Source organism: Martinezella sp. CNPSo 3890 (assembly GCF_057784455.1).
In genome coordinates this window covers 465283-485571 of the sequence record NZ_JBXSOR010000003.1, presented here as the reverse complement: position 1 = coordinate 485571, position 20289 = coordinate 465283, and the positions used below count along the sequence as shown (strand labels likewise).

Annotated in this window: 28 protein-coding genes and 1 tRNA gene; 20 read left to right on the top strand and 9 right to left on the bottom strand. The window is 58.4% G+C overall.

Going from position 1 to position 20289, the window contains the following annotated elements:
* Positions 1–24: 24 nt before the first annotated feature.
* From AC13RC_RS12270 to AC13RC_RS12260, 3 genes are all read left to right on the top strand, one after another.
* The gene (locus AC13RC_RS12270; protein WP_488557271.1) at positions 25–450 is read left to right on the top strand and encodes a secondary thiamine-phosphate synthase enzyme YjbQ; all 426 of its coding nucleotides are present in this window, start codon (positions 25–27) and stop codon (positions 448–450) included.
* A gap of 178 nt (positions 451–628) precedes the next feature.
* Positions 629–934 (top strand): hypothetical protein, encoded by a 306-nt coding sequence (locus AC13RC_RS12265; RefSeq protein ID WP_069612602.1) that lies wholly within the window; start codon positions 629–631, stop codon positions 932–934.
* Between the two features lie 247 nt (positions 935–1181).
* Positions 1182–1520 (top strand): hypothetical protein, encoded by a 339-nt coding sequence (locus AC13RC_RS12260; protein ID WP_092711544.1) that lies wholly within the window; start codon positions 1182–1184, stop codon positions 1518–1520.
* 125 nt (positions 1521–1645) lie between these two features.
* On the opposite strand, the gene AC13RC_RS12255 is transcribed toward AC13RC_RS12260, so the two are convergent.
* On the bottom strand, positions 1646–2389 hold the full coding sequence (locus AC13RC_RS12255; protein WP_092711542.1) for an SIMPL domain-containing protein: 744 nt from the start codon (positions 2387–2389) through the stop codon (positions 1646–1648).
* Positions 2390–2552: 163 nt separating this feature from the next.
* Between AC13RC_RS12255 and AC13RC_RS12250 the strand changes: the two genes are divergently transcribed.
* Positions 2553–2628, top strand: a tRNA-Ile gene (locus AC13RC_RS12250).
* 199 nt (positions 2629–2827) lie between these two features.
* Here the strand turns inward: AC13RC_RS12250 and AC13RC_RS12245 are convergent.
* On the bottom strand, positions 2828–3325 hold the full coding sequence (locus AC13RC_RS12245; RefSeq protein WP_488557333.1) for a GNAT family N-acetyltransferase: 498 nt from the start codon (positions 3323–3325) through the stop codon (positions 2828–2830).
* Between the two features lie 15 nt (positions 3326–3340).
* Complete coding sequence (locus AC13RC_RS12240) at positions 3341–4303, bottom strand: hypothetical protein (RefSeq protein ID WP_488557270.1); 963 nt, start codon at positions 4301–4303, stop codon at positions 3341–3343.
* Between the two features lie 135 nt (positions 4304–4438).
* Between AC13RC_RS12240 and AC13RC_RS12235 the strand changes: the two genes are divergently transcribed.
* From AC13RC_RS12235 to AC13RC_RS12205, 7 genes are all read left to right on the top strand, one after another.
* Positions 4439–4774, top strand: a complete 336-nt coding sequence (locus tag AC13RC_RS12235; protein WP_488557269.1) for a hypothetical protein — start codon at positions 4439–4441, stop codon at positions 4772–4774.
* Positions 4775–5483: 709 nt separating this feature from the next.
* Positions 5484–5810, top strand: coding sequence for a hypothetical protein (locus tag AC13RC_RS12230; protein WP_488557268.1), 327 nt, complete (start codon positions 5484–5486; stop codon positions 5808–5810).
* Between the two features lies 1 nt (position 5811).
* Positions 5812–7572, top strand: coding sequence for an ABC transporter permease (locus AC13RC_RS12225; protein ID WP_488557267.1), 1761 nt, complete (start codon positions 5812–5814; stop codon positions 7570–7572).
* Between the two features lie 21 nt (positions 7573–7593).
* Complete coding sequence (locus tag AC13RC_RS12220) at positions 7594–8925, top strand: ABC transporter ATP-binding protein (RefSeq protein ID WP_488557266.1); 1332 nt, start codon at positions 7594–7596, stop codon at positions 8923–8925.
* Between the two features lie 175 nt (positions 8926–9100).
* Positions 9101–9466 (top strand): hypothetical protein, encoded by a 366-nt coding sequence (locus tag AC13RC_RS12215; RefSeq protein WP_113388882.1) that lies wholly within the window; start codon positions 9101–9103, stop codon positions 9464–9466.
* Between the two features lie 208 nt (positions 9467–9674).
* On the top strand, positions 9675–10739 hold the full coding sequence (locus tag AC13RC_RS12210) for an ATP-binding protein (RefSeq protein WP_183813010.1): 1065 nt from the start codon (positions 9675–9677) through the stop codon (positions 10737–10739).
* A gap of 3 nt (positions 10740–10742) precedes the next feature.
* A complete protein-coding gene (locus tag AC13RC_RS12205) occupies positions 10743–11393 on the top strand; it encodes a response regulator transcription factor (RefSeq protein ID WP_488557265.1) in 651 nt (216 codons plus the stop codon).
* 68 nt (positions 11394–11461) lie between these two features.
* Here the strand turns inward: AC13RC_RS12205 and AC13RC_RS12200 are convergent, their stop codons facing one another.
* The 3 genes from AC13RC_RS12200 to AC13RC_RS12190 form a co-directional block, all read right to left on the bottom strand.
* Entirely contained in the window at positions 11462–11857 is a 396-nt protein-coding gene (locus AC13RC_RS12200) for a nuclear transport factor 2 family protein (protein WP_488557264.1), read from the bottom strand.
* A 47-nt stretch (positions 11858–11904) separates the two neighbouring features.
* A complete protein-coding gene (locus AC13RC_RS12195) occupies positions 11905–12498 on the bottom strand; it encodes a hypothetical protein (protein WP_488557263.1) in 594 nt (197 codons plus the stop codon).
* A 122-nt stretch (positions 12499–12620) separates the two neighbouring features.
* Entirely contained in the window at positions 12621–13409 is a 789-nt protein-coding gene (locus tag AC13RC_RS12190) for a LexA family transcriptional regulator (RefSeq protein WP_145316633.1), read from the bottom strand.
* A 158-nt stretch (positions 13410–13567) separates the two neighbouring features.
* Here AC13RC_RS12190 and AC13RC_RS12185 point away from each other — a divergent pair, with 158 nt between their 5' ends.
* From AC13RC_RS12185 to AC13RC_RS12165, 5 genes are all read left to right on the top strand, one after another.
* On the top strand, positions 13568–13774 hold the full coding sequence (locus AC13RC_RS12185) for a hypothetical protein (RefSeq protein ID WP_113332826.1): 207 nt from the start codon (positions 13568–13570) through the stop codon (positions 13772–13774).
* Positions 13771–13995 (top strand): hypothetical protein, encoded by a 225-nt coding sequence (locus AC13RC_RS12180; protein WP_113388877.1) that lies wholly within the window; start codon positions 13771–13773, stop codon positions 13993–13995. Before AC13RC_RS12185 ends, AC13RC_RS12180 begins: the two co-directional genes overlap by 4 nt.
* 74 nt (positions 13996–14069) lie before the next feature.
* Positions 14070–14354, top strand: coding sequence for a hypothetical protein (locus AC13RC_RS12175; protein ID WP_145316635.1), 285 nt, complete (start codon positions 14070–14072; stop codon positions 14352–14354).
* 55 nt (positions 14355–14409) lie between these two features.
* Positions 14410–14826 (top strand): hypothetical protein, encoded by a 417-nt coding sequence (locus tag AC13RC_RS12170; RefSeq protein ID WP_069612591.1) that lies wholly within the window; start codon positions 14410–14412, stop codon positions 14824–14826.
* Positions 14801–15466 carry a DUF6362 family protein gene (locus AC13RC_RS12165; protein WP_183813019.1) on the top strand — a complete coding sequence of 222 codons (666 nt, stop codon included), beginning with the start codon at positions 14801–14803 and terminating at the stop codon, positions 15464–15466. The genes AC13RC_RS12170 and AC13RC_RS12165 overlap by 26 nt, the downstream gene beginning before the upstream one ends.
* Before the next feature lie 31 nt (positions 15467–15497).
* Here AC13RC_RS12165 and AC13RC_RS12160 read toward each other — a convergent pair whose 3' ends face one another.
* Both AC13RC_RS12160 and AC13RC_RS12155 read right to left on the bottom strand, forming a co-directional pair.
* Positions 15498–16214, bottom strand: coding sequence for a 50S ribosomal protein L11 methyltransferase (locus tag AC13RC_RS12160; RefSeq protein ID WP_210296478.1), 717 nt, complete (start codon positions 16212–16214; stop codon positions 15498–15500).
* A gap of 101 nt (positions 16215–16315) precedes the next feature.
* Positions 16316–16531, bottom strand: coding sequence for a hypothetical protein (locus AC13RC_RS12155; protein WP_113388873.1), 216 nt, complete (start codon positions 16529–16531; stop codon positions 16316–16318).
* Between AC13RC_RS12155 and AC13RC_RS12150 the strand changes: the two genes are divergently transcribed.
* The 4 genes from AC13RC_RS12150 to AC13RC_RS12135 are packed head-to-tail and all read left to right on the top strand — an operon-like array spanning position 16530 to position 19691.
* The gene (locus AC13RC_RS12150) at positions 16530–16877 is read left to right on the top strand and encodes a hypothetical protein (RefSeq protein ID WP_145632572.1); all 348 of its coding nucleotides are present in this window, start codon (positions 16530–16532) and stop codon (positions 16875–16877) included. The genes AC13RC_RS12155 and AC13RC_RS12150 overlap by 2 nt on opposite strands.
* Positions 16834–18318 (top strand): phage terminase large subunit, encoded by a 1485-nt coding sequence (gene terL, locus AC13RC_RS12145; RefSeq protein ID WP_488557262.1) that lies wholly within the window; start codon positions 16834–16836, stop codon positions 18316–18318. Before AC13RC_RS12150 ends, terL begins: the two co-directional genes overlap by 44 nt.
* A gap of 48 nt (positions 18319–18366) precedes the next feature.
* Entirely contained in the window at positions 18367–19479 is a 1113-nt protein-coding gene (locus tag AC13RC_RS12140; protein WP_488557261.1) for a DUF1073 domain-containing protein, read from the top strand.
* A complete protein-coding gene (locus AC13RC_RS12135) occupies positions 19476–19691 on the top strand; it encodes a hypothetical protein (protein ID WP_488557260.1) in 216 nt (71 codons plus the stop codon). The genes AC13RC_RS12140 and AC13RC_RS12135 overlap by 4 nt, the downstream gene beginning before the upstream one ends.
* 92 nt (positions 19692–19783) lie before the next feature.
* Here AC13RC_RS12135 and AC13RC_RS12130 read toward each other — a convergent pair whose 3' ends face one another.
* Positions 19784–19990: a hypothetical protein gene (locus tag AC13RC_RS12130; RefSeq protein WP_488557259.1), complete on the bottom strand. Its 207-nt coding sequence runs from the start codon at positions 19988–19990 to the stop codon at positions 19784–19786.
* Between the last annotated feature and the right edge of the window lie 299 nt (positions 19991–20289).

Sequence of the window (20289 nt, the reverse complement as noted above, 5' to 3'; positions counted from 1 at the left end):
CTATCGCCATGCCCGGAGGATGCCATGCCGCAAACAGTGATCACGCTTTCGACTCATGGCCAGGGGCTCTATGAATTTACCGATCAGGCGGCGGAATTCGTCCGAACCGCGGCAGGCGGCGGTGAGGGGCTTCTGACCGTCTTCGTCCGCCACACCTCCTGTTCCCTTCTGATCCAGGAAAATGCCGATCCCGATGTCAAGACCGATCTCAAGACCTTCTTCAGCCGGCTCGTGCCGCCATCCTCGGATCCTTCGATGCGCTGGATCGTGCACACGATGGAGGGGCCGGACGATATGCCGGCGCATATCAAAGCCGCACTGATGCAGGTCTCGATCGGCATTCCGGTGATGCACGGTCGGCTGGCGCTCGGCACCTGGCAGGGCATCTACCTTTTCGAGCATCGCGACCGGCCGCATCGGCGCGAAATCGTGCTGCATTTTTCCGCCTGAGCCGCGCTCCTTATTGGGTCAATAGATTGTTAACCGTCGTGAATACAATCTGAACGGCCAATTCGTGTTCGGTTCAGCTTGGCTGACCTAACGTGGCCCCAATCCCGAGGCATTGCCGATGGCGAGGCCAATAATGGGATTGCAACGATCCGCAGCAAGGATTTGAAGGAGAAACACCATGACCAATCTTTTCGCCAAGGCAGGTATTGCAGCTCTCATCGCGCTCGGCGCCATGTCCGCAACGGTCGTCACGGCCTCCGCCAACGACTTCCATCCCGGTATTCAGCAGGCTCGCTATGACCACCCGCGCGGTCGCATGTGCTCGCCGCGCCTCGCCGTCGAGAAAGCACGGGACATGGGTCTGCGCCGCGCCCGCATCGACAATGTCACGCCGCGCCGCGTCGTTGTTGAAGGTTTCGGCCGCCGTGGTCCGGATCGGGTTGTCTTCGCCAACGCACCGGGTTGCCCGCTGATCCGCCGCTAATTGCAGCGCTCCCAAGTTTTCCACATCTATTCGATGGATTCGAAGTCGCCTCCGAAGGGGAGGCGGCTTTATTTTTTATGTTGTGCTATTATCGGCTATCTGGTTTCCCTTTAGCGTTCAATGTAGCTGAATAATGGATGAATGGCTGATTCTGAGCTCATTCAGCATAGCGCCGTTACCTCTTGGGCACTCGCTCAGCAAATATTGCAGGCGTGAGAAAGAAGCCCTCTGCTTCATGGAGAATATAATGAAACAAATGCTGGCAAAATTGGGAGTCGCCGCCTGCGTTGCAGTGACCGCCCTGTCGGGCACGGCGGATTTTGCCTCCGCACAGGGTGTGGATATCTATGTCAATCCGGGCCGTCATCGCCCGCCACCGCCGGATTATGACCGTCCGCCGCCGCGTTTTGACCGCCGCGGCTGCGATCCTCGCCAGGCCGTGGACGTTGCCCGCAGCTATGGCCTGCGTCGCGCCCGTGTCGTGGATGTGACGCCGCGTCGCGTCGTCGTCGACGGTTTCGGCCGCCGCGGTCCGGATACGATGATGTTTGCCAATGTTCGCGGCTGCCCGCTCCTGGGCCGCTGACAAGCAAAACGGGCGCACGAGGCGCCCGTTTTCACTCTCTGACCTTTTCGCCTTTTTGGCGGGGGCCGCGGAACCGCCCTTTGCTCGCTCCGATCGGATCTGAGCGAAGGGCGGTTTTGTTTTGATTACTGCTGGATCGCGTAGGTGATGCTCACCGATGCGTTGTATTCGTTTTCTCCGGTGGCGACGGGAACTGCCTTGTCCATCGGAGCCGCCGCGGCCATGCTGCGCATATAGGGCTGCGGCGGGGCTGCAATGCCGCCTTCGTGGATCGCGATAACGCGGCCGAGCTTGACACCGGCGGCATCCGTCAAGGTCTTTGCTTTGGCGGCAGCGTCGGCGACTGCCTTCTTGCGGGCCTCTTCGATCGTGGCGTCGGGCTTGTCGTTGGTGAACTGGATATCGCCGCCCTGATTGATGCCGAGCTTGACCGCCTGGTCGAGCAGCCCGCCGAGCTTGGAGAGATCGCGCACGCGAACGGTCAAGCCGTTCGTCACCTGATAGCCGTTCAGAACCGGCGGCTGGTTGTGGCCGTCCTTGTCGTTCGGATAGGTATATTGCGGCTGAATGGAAAAGCCGGAGGTCTGCAGATCACGCTCTGCAATGCCGCTTTCCTTCAGCGTTGCCAGCACGGCGCCCATGGCCTTGTTGTTCTGATCGAGTGCATCCTGGGCCGCCTTGGCCTGCTGAACGACTGCGAGCGTTACGACAGCCATATCCGGCGCGACGGAAGCATGTCCCTCACCGGTGACGGTGATGACAGCCTCGCGCGGCTTGGCATCTTCGGCAAAGGCTGCAGCCGCAGGCACGAAGAAAGTGGCGCTGACAAGAGCGGCAAGAGCAAAATCTCTGGTTTTCGTCAGAAGCATGATTCGTTCCTTGGTTGATGATCCCTCGAGATCCGCTTTTGCGGATTGATTGTGAAGGTATTACGGCAGTCCCTTGTCGGAAAACAGAAATTGGGTTAGAGCCAAGTCGTCTTCGGGGAACCATTGCTCCGGAGTCGCGAGCGCGGAGTCTCAATCTTGCGCTGGGCCTGTAGCTCAATGGTTAGAGCCGGCGGCTCATAACCGCTTGGTTGGGGGTTCGAGTCCCTCCGGGCCCACCATTTGTTTCCAGCTTGCAAAACTACGATGATCTCTCCGACGCGACTGTCCAAGCGATGCAAGATCGCTTCAACAACCTGGTCAACGCTATTTCCGGCTAGTCTCCGTTCGCGTTAGGTCTTCCCCGCTTCCGGTGCCTGCGGCGGTTGCCAATAGACCGCCGAATCCGGAGCCGCATCTCTTCTGAAGGCTTGGGTTCTCCTACGCTACGTCGAAGCCTGCGTGGAACACAACCGCCCCTTTTGGGGTTGGTCCCTTGAACATGATCCGCTGAAAATACTCGACCGGTACGTCAGCGTAATGAAGGGTTCCGTCGCTCGTGAAGCCGAAACGGCTGTAGTAGCGGGGATTGCCCAGAACCACGCAGCCATTGGCGCCGCGCTCTCTCAGTTGCGCCAGTCCGTTTTCAATCAGAGCCTTTCCGATGCCTTTGCCCTGTCGGTCGGGGCGGACGGATACCGGGCCAAGGCCGAACCACTCTTCGGCTCCGGATTCGATTGTCACGGGCGAGAAGGCCACGTGACCGACGATCTCATCGTTCTCCACGGCGACGAGGGAAAGGGTCAGCGCACCGGCCGTTCGCAGCGCATCGATGATTGCCGCCTCGGTGCCGGAACTATAGTTCTTTCCTTCAAAGGCAGCAGAGGTGATTGCATGAATAGTGTCGATATCTTTGGCTTCTTCTGCGCGAATGTGGATCAACGATATTGCCATTCAAACCCCCGACTTTTTCAGACCTTCGCGATATGGATCCCTGTGTCGTTGCTCTTTGCTCGGGATGAGTGACGGCCATCTATCCACATCGAAATCGGGATTGGCCTCGCGCACGCGTTGTGCGAGTGTGCGCGCCTCGTCCTGATGTCTCAGCATCGCCAAGCTTGCCGCCGCGAGCCTGTCTGCGAGGTTGGGATCGATCATCCGGCTGATATAGTCGAGCGCACCGACGAGATATTGATGGTCGGCGACGGGGTTGTCCTCGAAATAGGCACGCGCCGTCTCGTGCCGCTCGACTTCCGCGGCCGCGGCGAGCACGATCTGCCTTGAGATTTCGCGCTTATTGCGCGCAAGATCAAGCGTGCCGAAATTGAAGCGCTCTGCCCACAGGATCTCGCTACCCGGCAGGGAGACGAGTTGTGTGAAGAGCGAAAGGTCGTCATCCGGCCCGCTCAATCGGGTTTCCAGGACATAGTTGATGTCATATCGCTCGAAAAGCGCGCCTTTATCCTCGGCTTGGCGGCCGATCTGGATAGCGGAGTAGGTGGCAACCACTCGCAGGCTGTGCAAGGCGCAAAAGCCGAGAGTGATGTCTTCTATGAGCGAGGAGGCGATCATGGTCGCGGTACCATCGGAGCCGTCGTTGTCTGGCGGCAGCAAGGCGAGGCGAGGGATGGGCAAGACAGGCTGCGTGGCAGTATCCTGCTCGGATATGGCCGGCGAATGCGCCGGAGCAACTGGCGTCGGAGAGCGGGGCGATGCCGCCAGGGTTGCCAGCCAAGGCAAGACAAGATCCTTGCGACGCGCGAATATGCGCTTTAGCTGGTCCACGCCGCCTTCGGCGTCAAACGCCTTCAGCAATATACGGCGTGTGGTCTCGTCTTGCGGTTCGGCTTCAAAAAGAAGGAGCGCGGCCTCCTTGATAAGCGCGATATCGCCGGACGACGCGACTGAAGTCGTCACCGCTGCATCCAGCGCTTCCTTTAACATGGCGAGGTGTCGCCTTCTTTCGCTCTCTCGCCAATCGATGAACGCTCGGGTTTGGCAGTTGGCTCTCTCCAGGAATTTTAACTGCGAGCGCTCCATCAAGGTGCGGAGATGCTCGGCTGGATTCCCAGTTGTGCTTACCCGCGTCAAGACAATATCGCTCGTGAACGAGCCATTTGCGATGTGAATGTCGGTATCATCAAAGGTCAGAAGTTCGACGTTCAAGTCCCATTGCCGGCTCTTGATACGGGAAACGAGCTTGCGAAGGTTTGTCAGCGAATTCGCCAAGTCACCTTCACCCCAAAGAAATCGCGCCATGTTTGTTCTGCTGACGGACTTGCTGTCACTCGCGAGCAAATAGGCAATAATCAGAAGCGCCTTCTTCGGAAACGCTATTTGGTGTTCGTCGCTATCCAGAAGAGCGATTTCACCAAAAGTTCTGAGTAAAAATTTCATCGCGCCTTCTATATTGTCTCAGATATATAATGGCCGTCGTCCTTCGGCGACCCGACCGGATAAACGCCGAAACGACAGTGGAGTCGCTTATATATTTCTGATGCAAGGCATGAATATTTGCAAATTAACTATTCTCTTGCCTCTATTTTGAAAGTTATTGTTGCACAAAAGCTTGGTTTTCGGCTCCATTTCCGCGGAGCGCCGTAAGGCCGTTTCACATCGGGCCTGCGGAGAGACACTTCAGCTCGGTTGAGCGATATCTTCCTCGGTGAGGGCTGGGCGATCGGAGAATGGATCGCTGCTGCAAGGCTCGGAGATTTGCGGATTTTCACGTGCTCGCTCGCGGCAGGACCGTTGAATACAGGCTTGCATTGTTGCCGCCGTGCTGTCCGTCATCGAGATCGTGCGCCATATACTTTGGTATAATGGCGGTGCACCATCGCCTGATTGACCGCTCTCGGCGGCTGTGACAATACGGCCATGTCTTCGCAACGCAATGCGAAGGCTAACGAAACCAGCAGATCAAGAAACCAATGGACAGCTACCCTAGTCGCTGTCCGGTTGCGGCGTCATGCTGCACCCGGACGGTCATCGCAGCAACCTGGACCGCTGCCGGCATTCGCCGGGCGAGCGTCGGTCGGGCCTAGCCTGTCCGGCTCGCCCTTCGGATCTGCCGTCAGGTGGGCCGAAGAGGTGAGCCATGAACAACATCGTTCTTTTCCGCGAACGCAGGTTCGCAGCCAAGTTTTCCGCCCCGAACACTTTCGCGATATCGGCCGGCAGCCGTCCGGCTGAGCGCTCCGTGCCGCCGCAGCGTCCGCGCCTGATTGCCATCTGGCACATCAATTCCCTTACGGGAAAGCTCGAGTGCTTCTGGACGACAGAAGGCGAGCCGGTCCTCGACGAGGATGGCAGCCGTCACGCGGCCTACGTCTCCTTTCTTAAACAAGCGCACCGGTGGCGTCGCGAATGCGGCGCCATACCGACCGCGCCCTGGCCGATGACATCCTGTTTCAAAGGGTTATGACATGGTTTTTCTTGCAAACGATCGACGCGAGCGTAGCGCCGTTGCTGCGTTGGCCGGTTCGCGTATTCTGCCGAATGGCTATGATCTCGCCGCATTCGCCTTCATTGCCGCTGCCGCCTATCTCACACTTCACGGTGTAGCCGAGATGCGCGCACCGCTGGCGAGCCTGTCCACGGCACCGCTGTCGCTCGACCCGGCCTATCTGCCTGAATATGCGTTGCGGACGACCTTGCGGATGATGGCGGCAATCGTTGCCTCCCTCATCTTCACCTTCGTCGTCGCAACGCTAGCCGCAAAGAGCCGCCGCGCCGAGAAGATCATCATTCCGGCTCTCGACATTCTGCAATCCGTCCCAGTGCTCGGCTTTCTGACCTTCACCGTCACCTTCTTCATGGGACTTTTCCCCGGAAGCCAGCTTGGTGCGGAATGTGCTTCGATCTTTGCGATCTTTACCAGCCAGGCGTGGAACATGGCCTTCTCCTTTTATCAGTCGCTGCGGACGGTTCCGCGCGATCTCGATGAGGTCAGCCGCGGTTTCGGCCTGTCGAGCTGGCAGCGCTTCTGGCGGCTGGAGGCTCCCTTTGCTGCGCCTGGCCTCGTCTGGAACACGATGATGTCGATGTCCGGCGGCTGGTTCTTCGTGGTTGCTTCCGAAGCGATCACGGTCGGCGATACTACCGTGCAGCTTCCCGGGCTCGGCTCATGGCTGGCGGTTGCCATCGACAAGCAGGATTTCGCCGCCGTAAGCTGGGCTGTACTTGCCATGGCGGTCGTCATCCTTCTTTACGATCAGCTGCTTTTCCGCCCGATCGTCGCCTGGGCAGACAAGTTTCGCTTCGAGCAGACGGCCGGGCAGCAGAAGCCGCACTCCTGGGTTTATTCGCTGATCCGTCGCACGCGTCTCCTGAAGTACGTGATTACACCTTTAGCCGCTGCATGGGGTAGGCTGATGCTCGTGCGGCTGCTGCCGACGTCGCGTACGGTTGCAAAGGAGCGAGGCGGGCAGCGAGCCGTCAGCTGGGCCATCGATATCGCCTGGTATGCGTTGATCGCCGTCGTCGGTGCCTGGAGTATCTGGGATGCGGTTTCCTATCTCAGCCAGACGCTCTCTTGGGGCGATGTCTGGATCGCTTTTGCCGGCGGGTTTGTAACGCTCGTTCGTGTTGTCGTTCTTATTGCGGTCGCCAGTGTCATCTGGGTTCCGATCGGAGTCTGGATTGGCCTGCGGCCCGCGGTTGCTGAGCGTGTTCAGCCTCTGGCACAGTTCCTGGCGGCGTTTCCGGCAAACGTGCTCTTTCCGGTGGCGGTCGTTGCGATCGTTGCGACGCGTGCTAGCCCGAACGTCTGGCTGTCGCCGCTGATGGTCCTCGGCACACAATGGTACATCCTGTTCAACGTGATCGCCGGCGCGAGTGCATTTCCTACCGATCTGCGGGAGGCATCCTCGGTCTATCGGCTGCGCTCATGGACATGGTGGCGGCGCGTGATGCTGCCGGGAATATTCCCTTACTACGTCACGGGAGCGCTGACGGCGTCCGGCGGTTCATGGAACGCCAGCATCGTCGCTGAACTAGCAAGCTGGGGCAACACGAAACTCGAAGCCTTCGGACTTGGATCATACATCGCGAAGGCGACAGAAGCAGGCGATTTTCCGCGGGTCATCCTCGGCATCGTTGTTATGTCGATCTTCGTGACACTCTTCAACAGAACGCTCTGGCGGCCGCTCTACGTTTTCGCCGAACGCCGCATGCGCCTCGATTAATTCAAGATCGGAGAACCGAATATGGAAAACGCTGTCATCTCCAAGAAGATCGATATTGCAAGGAATGCGCCGCTGGTTCTCGCCAAGCAGGTGTGCCAGGCCTACGACAAGGGAGCGTCCGGCTCGCTCGTCGTACTCGAAAATGTCGATCTTCAGCTCTATCCCAATGAAATCGTTGGATTGCTCGGCCGTTCCGGCTCCGGCAAGTCCACGCTGCTGCGTGCGATTGCCGGCCTGATCCGCCCGAGCAGAGGGGACATTACCTTCGAAGGCCGGCCGGTCGTTGGCCCCAACTCCGATGTTGCCGTGGTCTTCCAGAGCTTCGCGCTCTTTCCCTGGCTGACCGTGCTGCAAAACGTTGAGCTAGGTCTGGAAGCGCAAGGCGTTGCATCTTCCGAGCGGCGCAAGCGCGCGCTGGCAGCCATCGATCTCATTGGCCTCGATGGTTTCGAAAGCGCCTATCCGAAGGAGCTCTCGGGCGGCATGCGCCAGCGCGTCGGCCTTGCGCGGGCGCTCGTCGTCCGTCCGAAGGTGCTGCTGATGGACGAGCCCTTTTCGGCGCTCGACGTGCTGACGGCGGAAACGCTTCGTACGGATCTGCTCGATCTGTGGTGTGAAGGCCGGATGCCGATCGAGTCGGTTCTGATGGTGACCCACAATATCGAAGAAGCCGTGCTGATGTGCGACCGCATTCTGATCTTCGGATCGAATCCCGGCCGTGTGATTGCGGAGATCCATGTCGATCTGCCGCAGCCGCGCAACCGTCTCGATCCTGCCTTCCGCATGCTGGTCGAAGACATCTATGCGCGGATGACGGTGAAGACCGGTGCGCCGACGCGCGAGGGCCTTTTTCCCGGCACCGGCATTGCCATGGCGCTGCCACGCGTGTCGACCAACCTTATGTCCGGTCTGATCGAAACGGTCGCCGCTGAGCCCTATCGAGGGCAGGCCGATCTGCCGCCGCTGGCCACTCATCTGCACCTCGGTATCGATGACCTCTTTCCGGTTGCGGAAACGCTTCAGCTCTTGCGTTTCGCCGATCTGGAAGGGGGCGACATCAAGCTGACGGCGCCGGGATTGCGTTTCTCCGACAGCGATGTCGACGAACGCAAGAAGCTCTTCGAGCAGCATCTGGCGACCTATGTGCCGCTGGCTGCGCACATTCGCCGCGTGCTCGACGAGCGGCCGACCCACCGCGCGCCTGCACGGCGTTTCCGCGACGAGCTGGAGGATTACATGTCCGAGGATTATGCCGACACCACCCTCAAGGCTGTTACGAACTGGGCCCGCTATGCGGAATATTTCGCCTATGACGAAAATGCCGATCTGTTCACGCTGGAGAACCCAAGTTGAAACCTTCAGCCGAAGCGAATGTGAAAGGGTTGCCGCCGGCTGAGGCGGCGGCCGCTCCCCTTATATTTCAGGATTTGATAGGCTGCCACGGCAGAGCTTAGCGCATGAGATCCGGCAGATCGCCACTTTGGCGGCCTGAGGTCGCGCGGCCTGTCTGGCTGCGGGACGGATTGACATGCCCAGAGACAACGAAGAACTCGGCCGTTTCCTGGAAGCGCTCAACGGGAACAAGCTAAATAGGCCAGATAAGGAAAAGTGCCGCCTATCCCACATTGTCAAGCGCTTCGGTGGGCGGATAGCACGGCTGAAGGATTTTATCGATCTCATATACATGTTGGCGCTTCTCTGGGGTGCGCACTGGCTCATGCGATCGGCGACACGCTTGTTCCTCAACGGATTCATGTCTGCAAGCAAGACGCGCACGCTTCTCCGCTGGGCCGCAGGTCTCAACAGGGCGAGCCTTGTCGTTCTCCGGCGCAGCCAGCGCCGGCGTCTCGTCGGCCGCTATGTCGGAAACAATAACAATGACCGTCGTGCTTGATCAGGCCGCCGTCTCCTCGAGTGTGGCACCAGTATCTGACGCTGTTTGCAATGGGCGGGCATATGCGAGCCTGAGCGCTCGTCAGCTGCGGGGAATGTCATGCGAGACGAAAGTCAAAGAGTGCGGCTGTTGTCTTGGCGCTTCGGGTCAGGCAGTTTGCAGCTTCCGCACGCAATGCTGCGGAAATGGTGATGCAGGGATGCAAGGGATGAGGCGCGAATTTCTGAAGTATCTTTTCGAGATGCCCTTTCTTTGGCTCGGCATTATGATCCTCGCCGGTCTCATTTTCATCGGCGATACCATCACGGATCTGGAGATCGCCTTTGCCGTTCTTTATGTCTCGGTAATCTTGCTGGCGGTCTATTCCGGTCGACCCGGAGCTATCGCGATGGTCGGGATTGCATGTGCCGCCCTGACCGTCATCAGTTATTTTTTGACGAGCCATGGCGCCTCTCAGGCCGGCCTGATCAACAGTACGCTTAGTCTGGTCGCGATCGGTGCGACCACTTACCTGGCAATCAGGATCGAAATGCTCGATGCCAGGGCGAGGCAGGCACAATCGGAGCTCGCGCGCATGTCGCGTCTCATGATCGTCGGTGAGTTGGGTACGTCGATAGCCCATGAGGTCAGCCAGCCGATCACTGCAATTGCCGCCAACGGCAATGCCGCGCTTCGATGGCTTTCTGCAACACCGGCCGATCACGACGAAGCCCGCCGCGCCATCGAGCGAATTGTCGCGGATGCCGGGCGAGCAGGCGATGTCATTGGCCGTGTCCGTGGACTGGTGGCGCGCTCGTCACCGTCTAGCGACACGATCGATCTGGTCGAAGCCATCAATGATGTGCTGGAACTCGTCCGCAGCGAAATCCGTCGGAATCAGATCCTGTTCCGTTCGGAATTGGCGGGCGATCTGCCGTTGATGGTTGGCGATCGTGTCCAGCTTCAACAGGTGCTTCTCAATCTCGTCATGAATGCGATCGAAGCTCTGGCTGAGGTCGATGCGGGAACGCGCGAGTTGCTCGTCAGCGCCGCCGCGGATGAACGGAAGGTGACCGTCAGCGTACGCGATACCGGTGGCGGCATGCCGGCCGAAATGCTCGACAGGATATTCGAAGCCTTCTACACGACGAAGCCGAAAGGCATGGGGATGGGGCTTGCTATCAGCCGGTCCATCATCGAGGCGCATGGCGGGGCTATCTATGCCGCGCCGAATTTTCCACGCGGAGCTGTCTTCGGTTTCACTTTGCCGGTCCGCGAAAAGGCGAAGGGGTAGGGAATGCAGGGACGGCAGCCTACCGTTTACGTCATCGACGATGATCCATCCGTACGCGAGGGGCTGGACAGTCTGTTGCGCTCTGTCGGTTACGATACGCATGGCTTTGCGTCGCCGCGGGACTTCTTGGCGTCTTCGCGGTCCGAGGGGCCTGCCTGCATCGTCCTGGATGTCAGGATGCCGGATGCGAGCGGGCTTGACTTTCAGGATGAACTTGCCCGGAGGGGTTATGCTATCCCGATCATTTTTCTCACCGGGCACGGCGATGTGCCGATGTCCGTCAGGGCGATGAAAGCCGGCGCGGTTGAGTTTCTTCTAAAGCCGTTCCGGGAACAGGATCTGCTCGACGCCATCAGGCAAGCGCTCGAAATCGATCGCGCCCGCCTGCGCAAGCAGGCGGCGGAGGTTGATCTTCACGAGCGGTTTTCAACGCTCACGCCACGCGAACGTGAGGTGATGGCGCTCGTTGCGCGAGGCCTCCTGAACAAGCAGATCGCCGCCGAGATCGGCCTCAGCGAAATCACCGTAAAGGTCCATCGCGGTCAGGCCATGCGCAAGATGCGGGCCGACTCCGTTGCCGATCTCATTCGGATGGCAGATAACCTCGGCCTCACGGACGGTAAAGCCAACGATACAGCGCCTGGGCTCCACTAAACTTAGCGCATTTACCCCAGTCGCAAGGATTTCATGGCTTGCAAATGCGGTGGCACCGGGTTGTGGATTCAATCCTGCGAAACCGTGGGCGTTCCCTGGTGAAAGATCATCTGCCATCGCCCATCGATGCGCTGCCAGATCGAGCTCCGTAAAGTATGCCGCTCCTGGCCATTCTCTCGAGCCTCTCGGATGCTTCGATAAGTGACGAGGACGGCATCCGGTGAGATCGATCGAAAGACATAGTCGCGGGAAATAATGGGCGGAGCGGCTTCTTGCGATTTTTCTGCAGCCAGACGGGAGATTAGTTCATCTCTATCGTCATAGACCGTTCCGGAGCTGCCGAATTCAACGAAGCCTTCCGCCAATAGTTCCGCCACGATCGCTGGCGATTGCCGGATTTGAGGGAGATGCAGCTTCTGCTCCAGTAGGCGGATCTCTTCAAGCTCGTGTTGGGAGACGTCCATGGTCTCGGCAACCTCCATTGGGTGTTGATGCTCGGCTGCAATAGGCCTCAATGTGTTGGTGCAAGCATCTCCAGGTTTCTTTCCTGTCTGATCTTATGGTTTTGATCATAGTCGGTTTGCCGGGATTGCTCCAATTCGATGGCAAAAAGTTCGGCGGCGTGACGGCCTGCCTGTGTTCTGTCGTCTTCGATGACGGCAGCTATCCGCCGAAACAATTCGGACTCGAAGCCGCCTGCATTGTTCAAGGCATTCGGCCGCGCAAGCCTTGCGCCGCCATCCAATCTGATTGCCGAAACGTAGAACTCATCCTCGTAATCGGCACCTGCCGACGTCAATTCAGCGCACCCATATAATAGCAATCCGGTTTCCCAGCGATCGCATAGGCGGATGTTGAGCTCATCAAACGAATATTCGCAGGAAAATTCCCGAGCGTACACCGTCATTCTCCCGTCTTGGCGATCGGCGATATCCCGGCAATACCGGTTCCCCTCAACGCATCGGTCGGTGCGATGATGAAAGCATTCGGCTTTTTCGGCATGAATGGCACTCTCCTTCGATGGCCTTGTAGCCTTTTCAATCGTAGCGCCTGGTGCATCCGGTTTCGCTGACTTCGGGCTAGATCCTACGCTGCCCGGGCTCATTCCATTCAGGACCAACGGCTCTTATCGATGAAATTGCCACTCAACACGATACGTGTCAACACTATTTGTGTTCACATGCGCGATTGGGAACATCGAAGGTGTTTGCGGCCTATATTTGCTTTCTATTTTCGAGCAATGTGGCCGCAGATTCTGCCGATAATGGTCAGTCGATCCAGCTGGACGGTGAAGGTCTCCAGAGCTGGATTGTCGGAAATGATCTTGACCTGGCCCGGATGGGTGAAGGGAACTCGCTGCAGGCGCTTGATCTGCGGCTCCGTATAACCGTCGCTGATCGCGTAGACGGTATCAGTGGTCATTTGGTTCTGTGAGAGATCGACGATGACGCGATCGCCCGGCATGTAGGTGGGCTGCATGGAATCGCCGACGACTTCCATGATGATCGTATGATTCGGCGAAGCCTTTGCCTCGTTTCGTAGATAGCCGGTGGGGATAAGCCATTCCGCTACGATCTTATGCCCGGCGACATTGCCAGAGCCGACGGGAAGGTTGATGACTTCGCCGACGATGCCGCTGCCGGCGCCGAGCTTGACGTCCACCTCCGGTGTTGCGCCTTCGATCTGTGGCTTCCAGTGTTCCCGGCTGTAGCTGAGTTCGTCGCCACTCTCGGCAAATCCGTCCTGATCCTGCTCGTCCGGGTCGAATGACATGACGATGTTCGGCGACGGTCGTGCGGCTTTGCGCAGGCCTTCGCCAGTCAGCAGGTAGGCCGCCGTCGTGCCGAATTTCTTCGCATATCGATTGGCGACTTCGGCACTGAATTCGTTCTGGCCGTTTTCATGCGCGCGATAGGTGGACAGGCTGACGCCCAGCGCTTCTGCCGCCTTCGTGGCTGATGGATAATTTGCGGCTTCGCGGGCCGCTCTCAGTCGTTCGCCCATGGATTTCTGCATCGCTAGACCCTTGCAAAATTTTTGACATAAATCATGTTGACATCACCATTATTATCAACATAATTTGTGTCTATCAAGTCGGCAGCGGCATAATCCGCGGCTTGGCTGTCAAACGGGTTAACGCTGCATATGGCAGGTAATGTTTGAGGGATGTAGGCATGGTCACAGGCAGCAGGAGGAGAGCGGCGGCTTTTCGCGCAGGATATTTCGATCGCTTCTGGGGATGCCCCGGCTGCCTCGGAATTCTGTCGATCGCGGAGATTATCGAACAGCATTGCGAGGATTGTGATGCAGCTGTCGAGCCGATGGAGATGGTGGAGGCGAAGTCCGCAGTGCAAGCAGCCGAGCAGGAGGTGCTGCCATGATCGAAATGCTTCAGGGCCTTCTCGCTTGCATCGGCGGGGCGTTGTTTTTCGCCGCTCTGGTGATCGCGATAAAGCCGGTCATTTGGAATTCGCCAATGCCATCCCTCAAGGATGAAGACTCCGGTGCCCCGGAAGGAGACCAAATTCACTTCCGCATTGTCGAAGACTCCTCGCTTGAGCCCAGAAAGCCGGCGCAGGCAGCAAAGCTGCGCAGGCGGTAGACGGGCACCAGAACGTCAAAACTCAATCGGAAACCTAGAGATAGACCTGGCCAAGCGAGCCGGGGGAGGTTGCTATGAACGAATTTCAAATCGGAACAGAGGCCGTTGCCGGTGGCCACCTCGGCTGGATTCGCAAGGTTCACCGAGCCACAAATGAGATCCTTCGAGATAGTCGGGGCGAACCGATCGTCTTCGAAACGCAGGATGCTGCCAAGGCTGCAGCCGGCGAGGCGATGGTCGCTTATCTCAACACGCCTATGCTGCGTGATGGGGCGAGGGTGGAGGCAATTTCCAAGGCGGAGGCCTTCTTCAAACCCAAATCGCACAGCCCTATCGCCGTCACTGGAAGCGCTTCATGAGCGGTCCATGGATGAAAAAAGTATCAAATTCACCGACGAAAGGAGTTGAACTGTCATGACCAAAGGCAGGCTGGATCTTCTTCTCGATGGACTCGGCATCAAGCTGGTTCCTGTCCATCGGCGCCGTGCGCCTGCGGAGAGCCATGCGCGCGGCACGATGCAGGAAATCCGAGGCCGCTACGGCGATGGCCATCTGGTCTTCGTTCTACGATGCATCCGGCAAACCGGGAGCAATCGCGATGAACTCTGGTCGGACACGATCGGCGCCGTATCCGATGTTCTAGCGCAACGACAGGATTGGGCGCTGCAGCGACCCGGCGATCTTCTGGGCGCCTTCGATGATATCGCGCTTGCCACATTGCGCACGGATGCGGTGGCGCGGCGGCCGTGGCCAGTTCGGGCGACATTGCGAACGCTGATTTATCAGGAATTGGAGAAACGACTTGATGCACCGGTCCGCCTTGCAGTTTGATGACCTGTCCCTTCGCGCGGCCGAGATCGCCGATCTGAGCCTGATCATCCGTGCACGTTTCGTCGAAGCTGCCGATACGATGGTTCATCTCGACGTACGCGGCATCCGGCCCGACAGGATGCGGACGCTCTGGCCGGAGGTTTTGCCCGAACCGATGGATCAGGCCGATATCCGCGTTCGCTATCGTCCGAGCGCTGCGGCGATCAGCCGGGCAGAGGAGGTCTTGCAGGAATGGCTTCGGGTTCACGTCAAGGATGAGGAGCGGCGCATCTTGCTTTCGCGATGGTCCATTTGCCTTGCCGCGCCCTATATTGCCGGCTCGTTTCGGGATTTTTGCGGGCGGACGGGGCGCGTCCGGCGCACGGCCGAACGACGTATTCAAAGCGAATTTCAGAGTCTTGCAGGTGCGCTCCTTGTCATCTCTCCGATCTTGCAAGAGCCTGATTGGTCGCGCATTGCACCGATGATGCCCAACTCGCCGGGCGGCATCGAACGAGTGAAACCAGTGGCACCCAGGCATAAGACACACTGGTTGCCGGATGATGCGCGGCCTGTCTTCGATGCGGCAAGTCCCGAACTTGCCGAACTGGCCAAGCGATTGGAGCGGGAAAACCGCAGGCGTGCCAAGATGAAAGCCTGAGCCGTCGTAATGACGCGGTCCGAACCCGCCATCATTGTGATGTGCCAATATCTCCGTTTGGTGACCTTGCTCTCCCAAGCGCAAAAACGCCGGCTGGGCGGGTCTTTGTGGTGACCTCGCCGAAGTCTGGGACGGCGTATTCTGCGAGAAGTCGAAGCCGTGCTGTCGGCAGATGAGCCCGCCAAGGATCGCCGATCAGAATCATGATTTCCCGAGCCAGGCAGCGGTCCAGAAAAGCAATGACGCTCTCCGCAAGCGCTGCCTCATAGAAAAGATCTCCGACGCATATGACGTCGACCTCAGGCGGCTCGCTCTTCGTCAGGTCTGCGAGTAGGCGATCGATCATCACGTCATTGAGTGCGGCATTGAGCTCGATAGCTGCAATTGCATAGGGATCGACATCGGCGGCATAGACTTTTGCTGCGCCTGCCTTTGCAGCGGCAATCCCGACAATTCCCGAGCCGGCACCGAGATCTAATACGCGGTGACCAGCCACGCTTTCGGGCCTGTCGAGAAGATGACGAGCCAGAACCAGACCTCCTCCCCAATAATGCGCCCAGTAAGGTGAGCCGAATTGCGGATCGCGCTCGGCGAGGCGCCGCAGTCCGCTTTGCGGGCCTGCTTTATGCAGGCGCATACCGGGGATACCGGGAACGGGCAGGACCGGGAGATTGGCGGCGATGAACCACCGAACCCAATCCCGGCCCGCGGGACCATCCGGATCGTCATCTGGCGCGGATCTGCTCAAGAGCTTCCCTTGACTGAATTTGATTGCACATGTCTCGGATATTTCGATGCCAACGGGTAAGCGTTGACGGGTATATCGTTCAATTTGTCGGACCGAAAAATTTAATATTTATCTGCAATTTCAATAGCTTGTTTTCTGCCTCCGTCAAAGTCCTCATTCCTTGCGCGACGATCGGCCTTCAAGGGTGTCGCCAACTGCGCCGAAATGCGGTATCTATTTTGGCATGATGAGAACAGTTGCAGCGACGCACTGTCGACCGCAAGCGTTGTTTTGAACCGCTTGTTTTCTTTCAAAATCCCATCGGAAATCTGAAGCATGACCAATGCCGACAAGCCGGTCGCGCCGCGCAAACCGCGTGCGCGCCGTCGCAAGGCCGTTTCCGCCGACGACACGCCGCTTGATTACATGCTGAAAGTAATGCGCGACGACGAAGCGGATCAGAAGCGGCGCGATGAAATGGCAAAGATAGCAGCCTCCTATGTTCATCAGAAACCTAGCGAGCGCTCTGGCGCCGGGACCAAAGGAGGCCGCGGCGTCACCATCGACCTAACCAATGCCACGGATGAGCAGCTTGCGATACTCGAATCCCTCTTCAGTCCGCTTGCCGGATCCGGCGACGATGATGGCGGCGATCCAGGAGGAGAGGGCAAAACGGAGAACTGAGCGCGAACAGGCCGAGGTCGCCACCCGGCTTGCCTTGGATGCTGAACGAATTCGAGCCAACTGCCAATCGCTGACGGGGTTCGTTCGGGAGGCCTGGCACGTCGTCGAGCCCTCCGTTGACTATGTTCATGGCTGGCATATCGATGCCATCTGCCAACATCTCGAAGCAGTAACTTCAGGCGAGATTACCCGGCTGCTGATCAACGTGCCGCCAGGTACGATGAAGTCGCTTCTTTGCGGCGTCTTCTGGCCGGCTTGGGAATGGGGGCCGAAAGGCAAGCCGCAGCTGCGCTATCTCGGCGCCTCCTATTCGGAACATTACGCCAAGCGCGACAACAGGCGCATGCGCGACCTCGTTGCCTCCGAATGGTATCAGGCGCTTTGGGGTGATGTCGTCAAGCTGACGAGAACGGGCGAGATGGCTTTCGCCAACACCCGTATTGGTTCGCGCCAGGGGGTGCCGTTTTCGAGGTTGACCGGTGGTCGCGGCGATCGTGTCATCATCGACGATCCACATTCGGTCGATGGTGCGGAATCCGAAGCAGAACGTTTGTCCACGGTTCGCACATTTCGCGAATCCGTGCCGACGCGGCTCAACGATCCTCAACGCTCGGCGATCGTCGTTGTGATGCAGCGGCTGCATGAGGCGGATGTCTCCGGCACTATCCTAGCGCTCGGGCTCGGTTACGAACATCTCATGCTGCCGATGGAATTCGAGCCGGAGCGCCGATGCCGGACCTCGATCGGATTTGTCGATCCCAGGACTGAGGAGGGCGAACTGCTTTTTCCGCAGCGCTTTCCTCGTTCGGTGGTCGAGCGGGACAAGGTCCCGCTTGGCTCCTATGCGGTGGCAGGCCAGTTTCAGCAGCGGCCTGCGCCTCGCTCGGGCGGTTTATTTCAGCGCAACGATTTCGAGATCGTCGAAGCGCTGCCTGCAGGCGCAAAGCGTTGCCGCGCCTGGGATTTCGCGGCTTCGAAAGCGCGTCCCGGTCGCAAGCCGGACTGGACAGTCGGTCTGCGCATGGCTTTGATCGGCGGTGTTTTCTATGTCGAAACCATCGCGCGCGGACGCTGGTCACCCGCCGAGGTGGAGCGCAATCTCAAGAATACTGCATCGCAGGACGGGCCGACGGTGACGATCCGCATGCCGCAAGATCCGGGTGCGGCCGGCAAGGCCGATGCGGAAACCAAGATCAAACTGCTCGCCGGCTTTCCTGTAAAAACCATATCGCCAACCGGTGACAAGGCGATGCGCGCCAAGCCGGCCTCGGCGCAGGCTGAAGCAGGAAATGTCAAGCTTTTGCGCGGGGACTGGAACGAAGCATTTCTGGATGAGGTCTGCGCCTTTCCGAATGGGCAGTTTGACGATCAGGTCGATGCCTTCGCCGACGCTTTGAACGAACTCGCGCTGAGTTCGTCCTTCAGCTTCAGCAACTTCTAGGCTCGCCTCGTGCGTGCCTCTTCATCACATCATATCAAAGGACAATCCATGGGGCAGGTATTCTCGATGGTTCGCGACGGATTGGTGAGCCTTGCATCCCGCATGGGCACCGAACGCGACAAGGCGGCATCCGTTTTCTATACGCAGCCGATCCTGACGGACGAGCAGATCATTGCCGCCTATCGCGGCTCCTGGCTGCCGCGCAAGATCGTCGACATTCCGGCGCTGGATAGCTGCCGGAAATGGCGAAACTGGCAGGCGGCGAGCGATCAAATCGGCTTGCTCGATGCGGAGGAACGACGTCTCAATCTACGCGGCAAAGTGCTGGAAGCAGCGACGAAAGCACGGCTTTTCGGTGGCGCTGCCCTGTTCATTGGCGCGGAAGATGCCGATCCAGCGTTGCCGCTTGAGGCGGATCGGATCGGGAAGGGCGGCCTTAAACACCTGACGGTGCTGACGCGCCGTCAGGTGGCTGCCGGGGACATCGAGAGCGATCCGACCTCGGAATGGTATGGCACGCCGAAATTCTACACGCTGACCGGTGCTAACGGCATTCAGGTGACCATCCATCCGTCTCGGCTCGTCATCTTCAAGGGGGTGATGGCGACCAATGAGGATTTTGGTGGCATGGGTAATCATGCTTGGGGCGAAAGCGTGCTGGCCGCGACCTTCGACGTGATCAAGAATGCCGACAGTACGGCGGCCAACATCGCGAGCCTCGTCTTCGAGGCGAAGATCGACATCATCAAGGTTCCGCAGTTCTCGGCGAATATCGGCAATCAGGCCTATGAGGATGCGGTGCTGCGTCGCTACGCGCTCGCCAACACCATCAAGGGGGTCAACGGCACCCTGATCCTCGATGCCGAAGAGGAATACGACAGCAAGAGCGCACCGCTCTCTGGTCTTACGGATATTCTGATGGCCTTCCTGCAGATCGTCGCCGGCGCGGCCGATATTCCGGTCACGCGATTGCTTGGTCAGTCTCCCGCCGGAATGAACGCGACCGGCACGGCGGATATGAAGAAAACTGGTTCAACCTGTTACCCGGACCGACGGAGGTCAATCGGATTCTTGATGCTTTGCACGGCAAAGTCGGCCTCAACGGTGATTTCGGCAACTGGGAGCGGGACGGCAAATACGAGGATCTCGCAAAGATCATGAGCCGGGCCGAACTTTGTCATGCAAAGGGGCGTTATTCAGCAACGGGTCTTGATGCAGAGGATTATGTCCGCTGCATTAAGCTTTCCAACGCGGCTGGCTATCAAGGTCCTTTCACGTTGATCTACGACTCTACATATTATCAGGATGAATGGTCCGGAATTCTCGAAGAGCGAGACTGTATCGCTAATGCCTTCAAAGAGAATGCGGCATAAAACAGCGGTCACTACCGCCGCATTTTTCGATACGTTCCCTGGAGAAATTGTGCTCGGGTTTTAGATGCAAAGCTGGATGTCCGGGCGAGGCATCAATGAAAATCGTAGCCATGCAATGCGCCAAGCAACTGATCTTGTGTTTGATAGCCGGCATTATAGAGATCTATGGCCAGATTGGCTGCCGACAGACCTTCCTGACTTTGTAATTTAATACTGCGTTCGGCACACCATGCAAAAAGTGCGCCTGCGAGAACATCGATGTCATCGGGGTAAAGCGGCGCATTGACCATCATAGACATTCGCTACACCATTCATTGCTGGAGCTTGGCATCGGGCGGGTGAAGCGAACACTGCTTGGATTTTGGAAATTTGCAACCGAGTTCATCGCGCGACGTTAACGGCAGCCTGATATGGGACAGACTGCATGTGTCTTAACGTGACACAGGTCTATTCTTGGGCAAATTATTGCCGATTTTGATGCCCGCCGGGCGGTGCGACGGAAGGGACAATCTTCACCGCTGTATCGTGTGGTGCAACAAACAAGAGGACGCCGAGCGTAATTGCCAGCGCCACTAAGAGGGACAAAACCAGCCTTGGC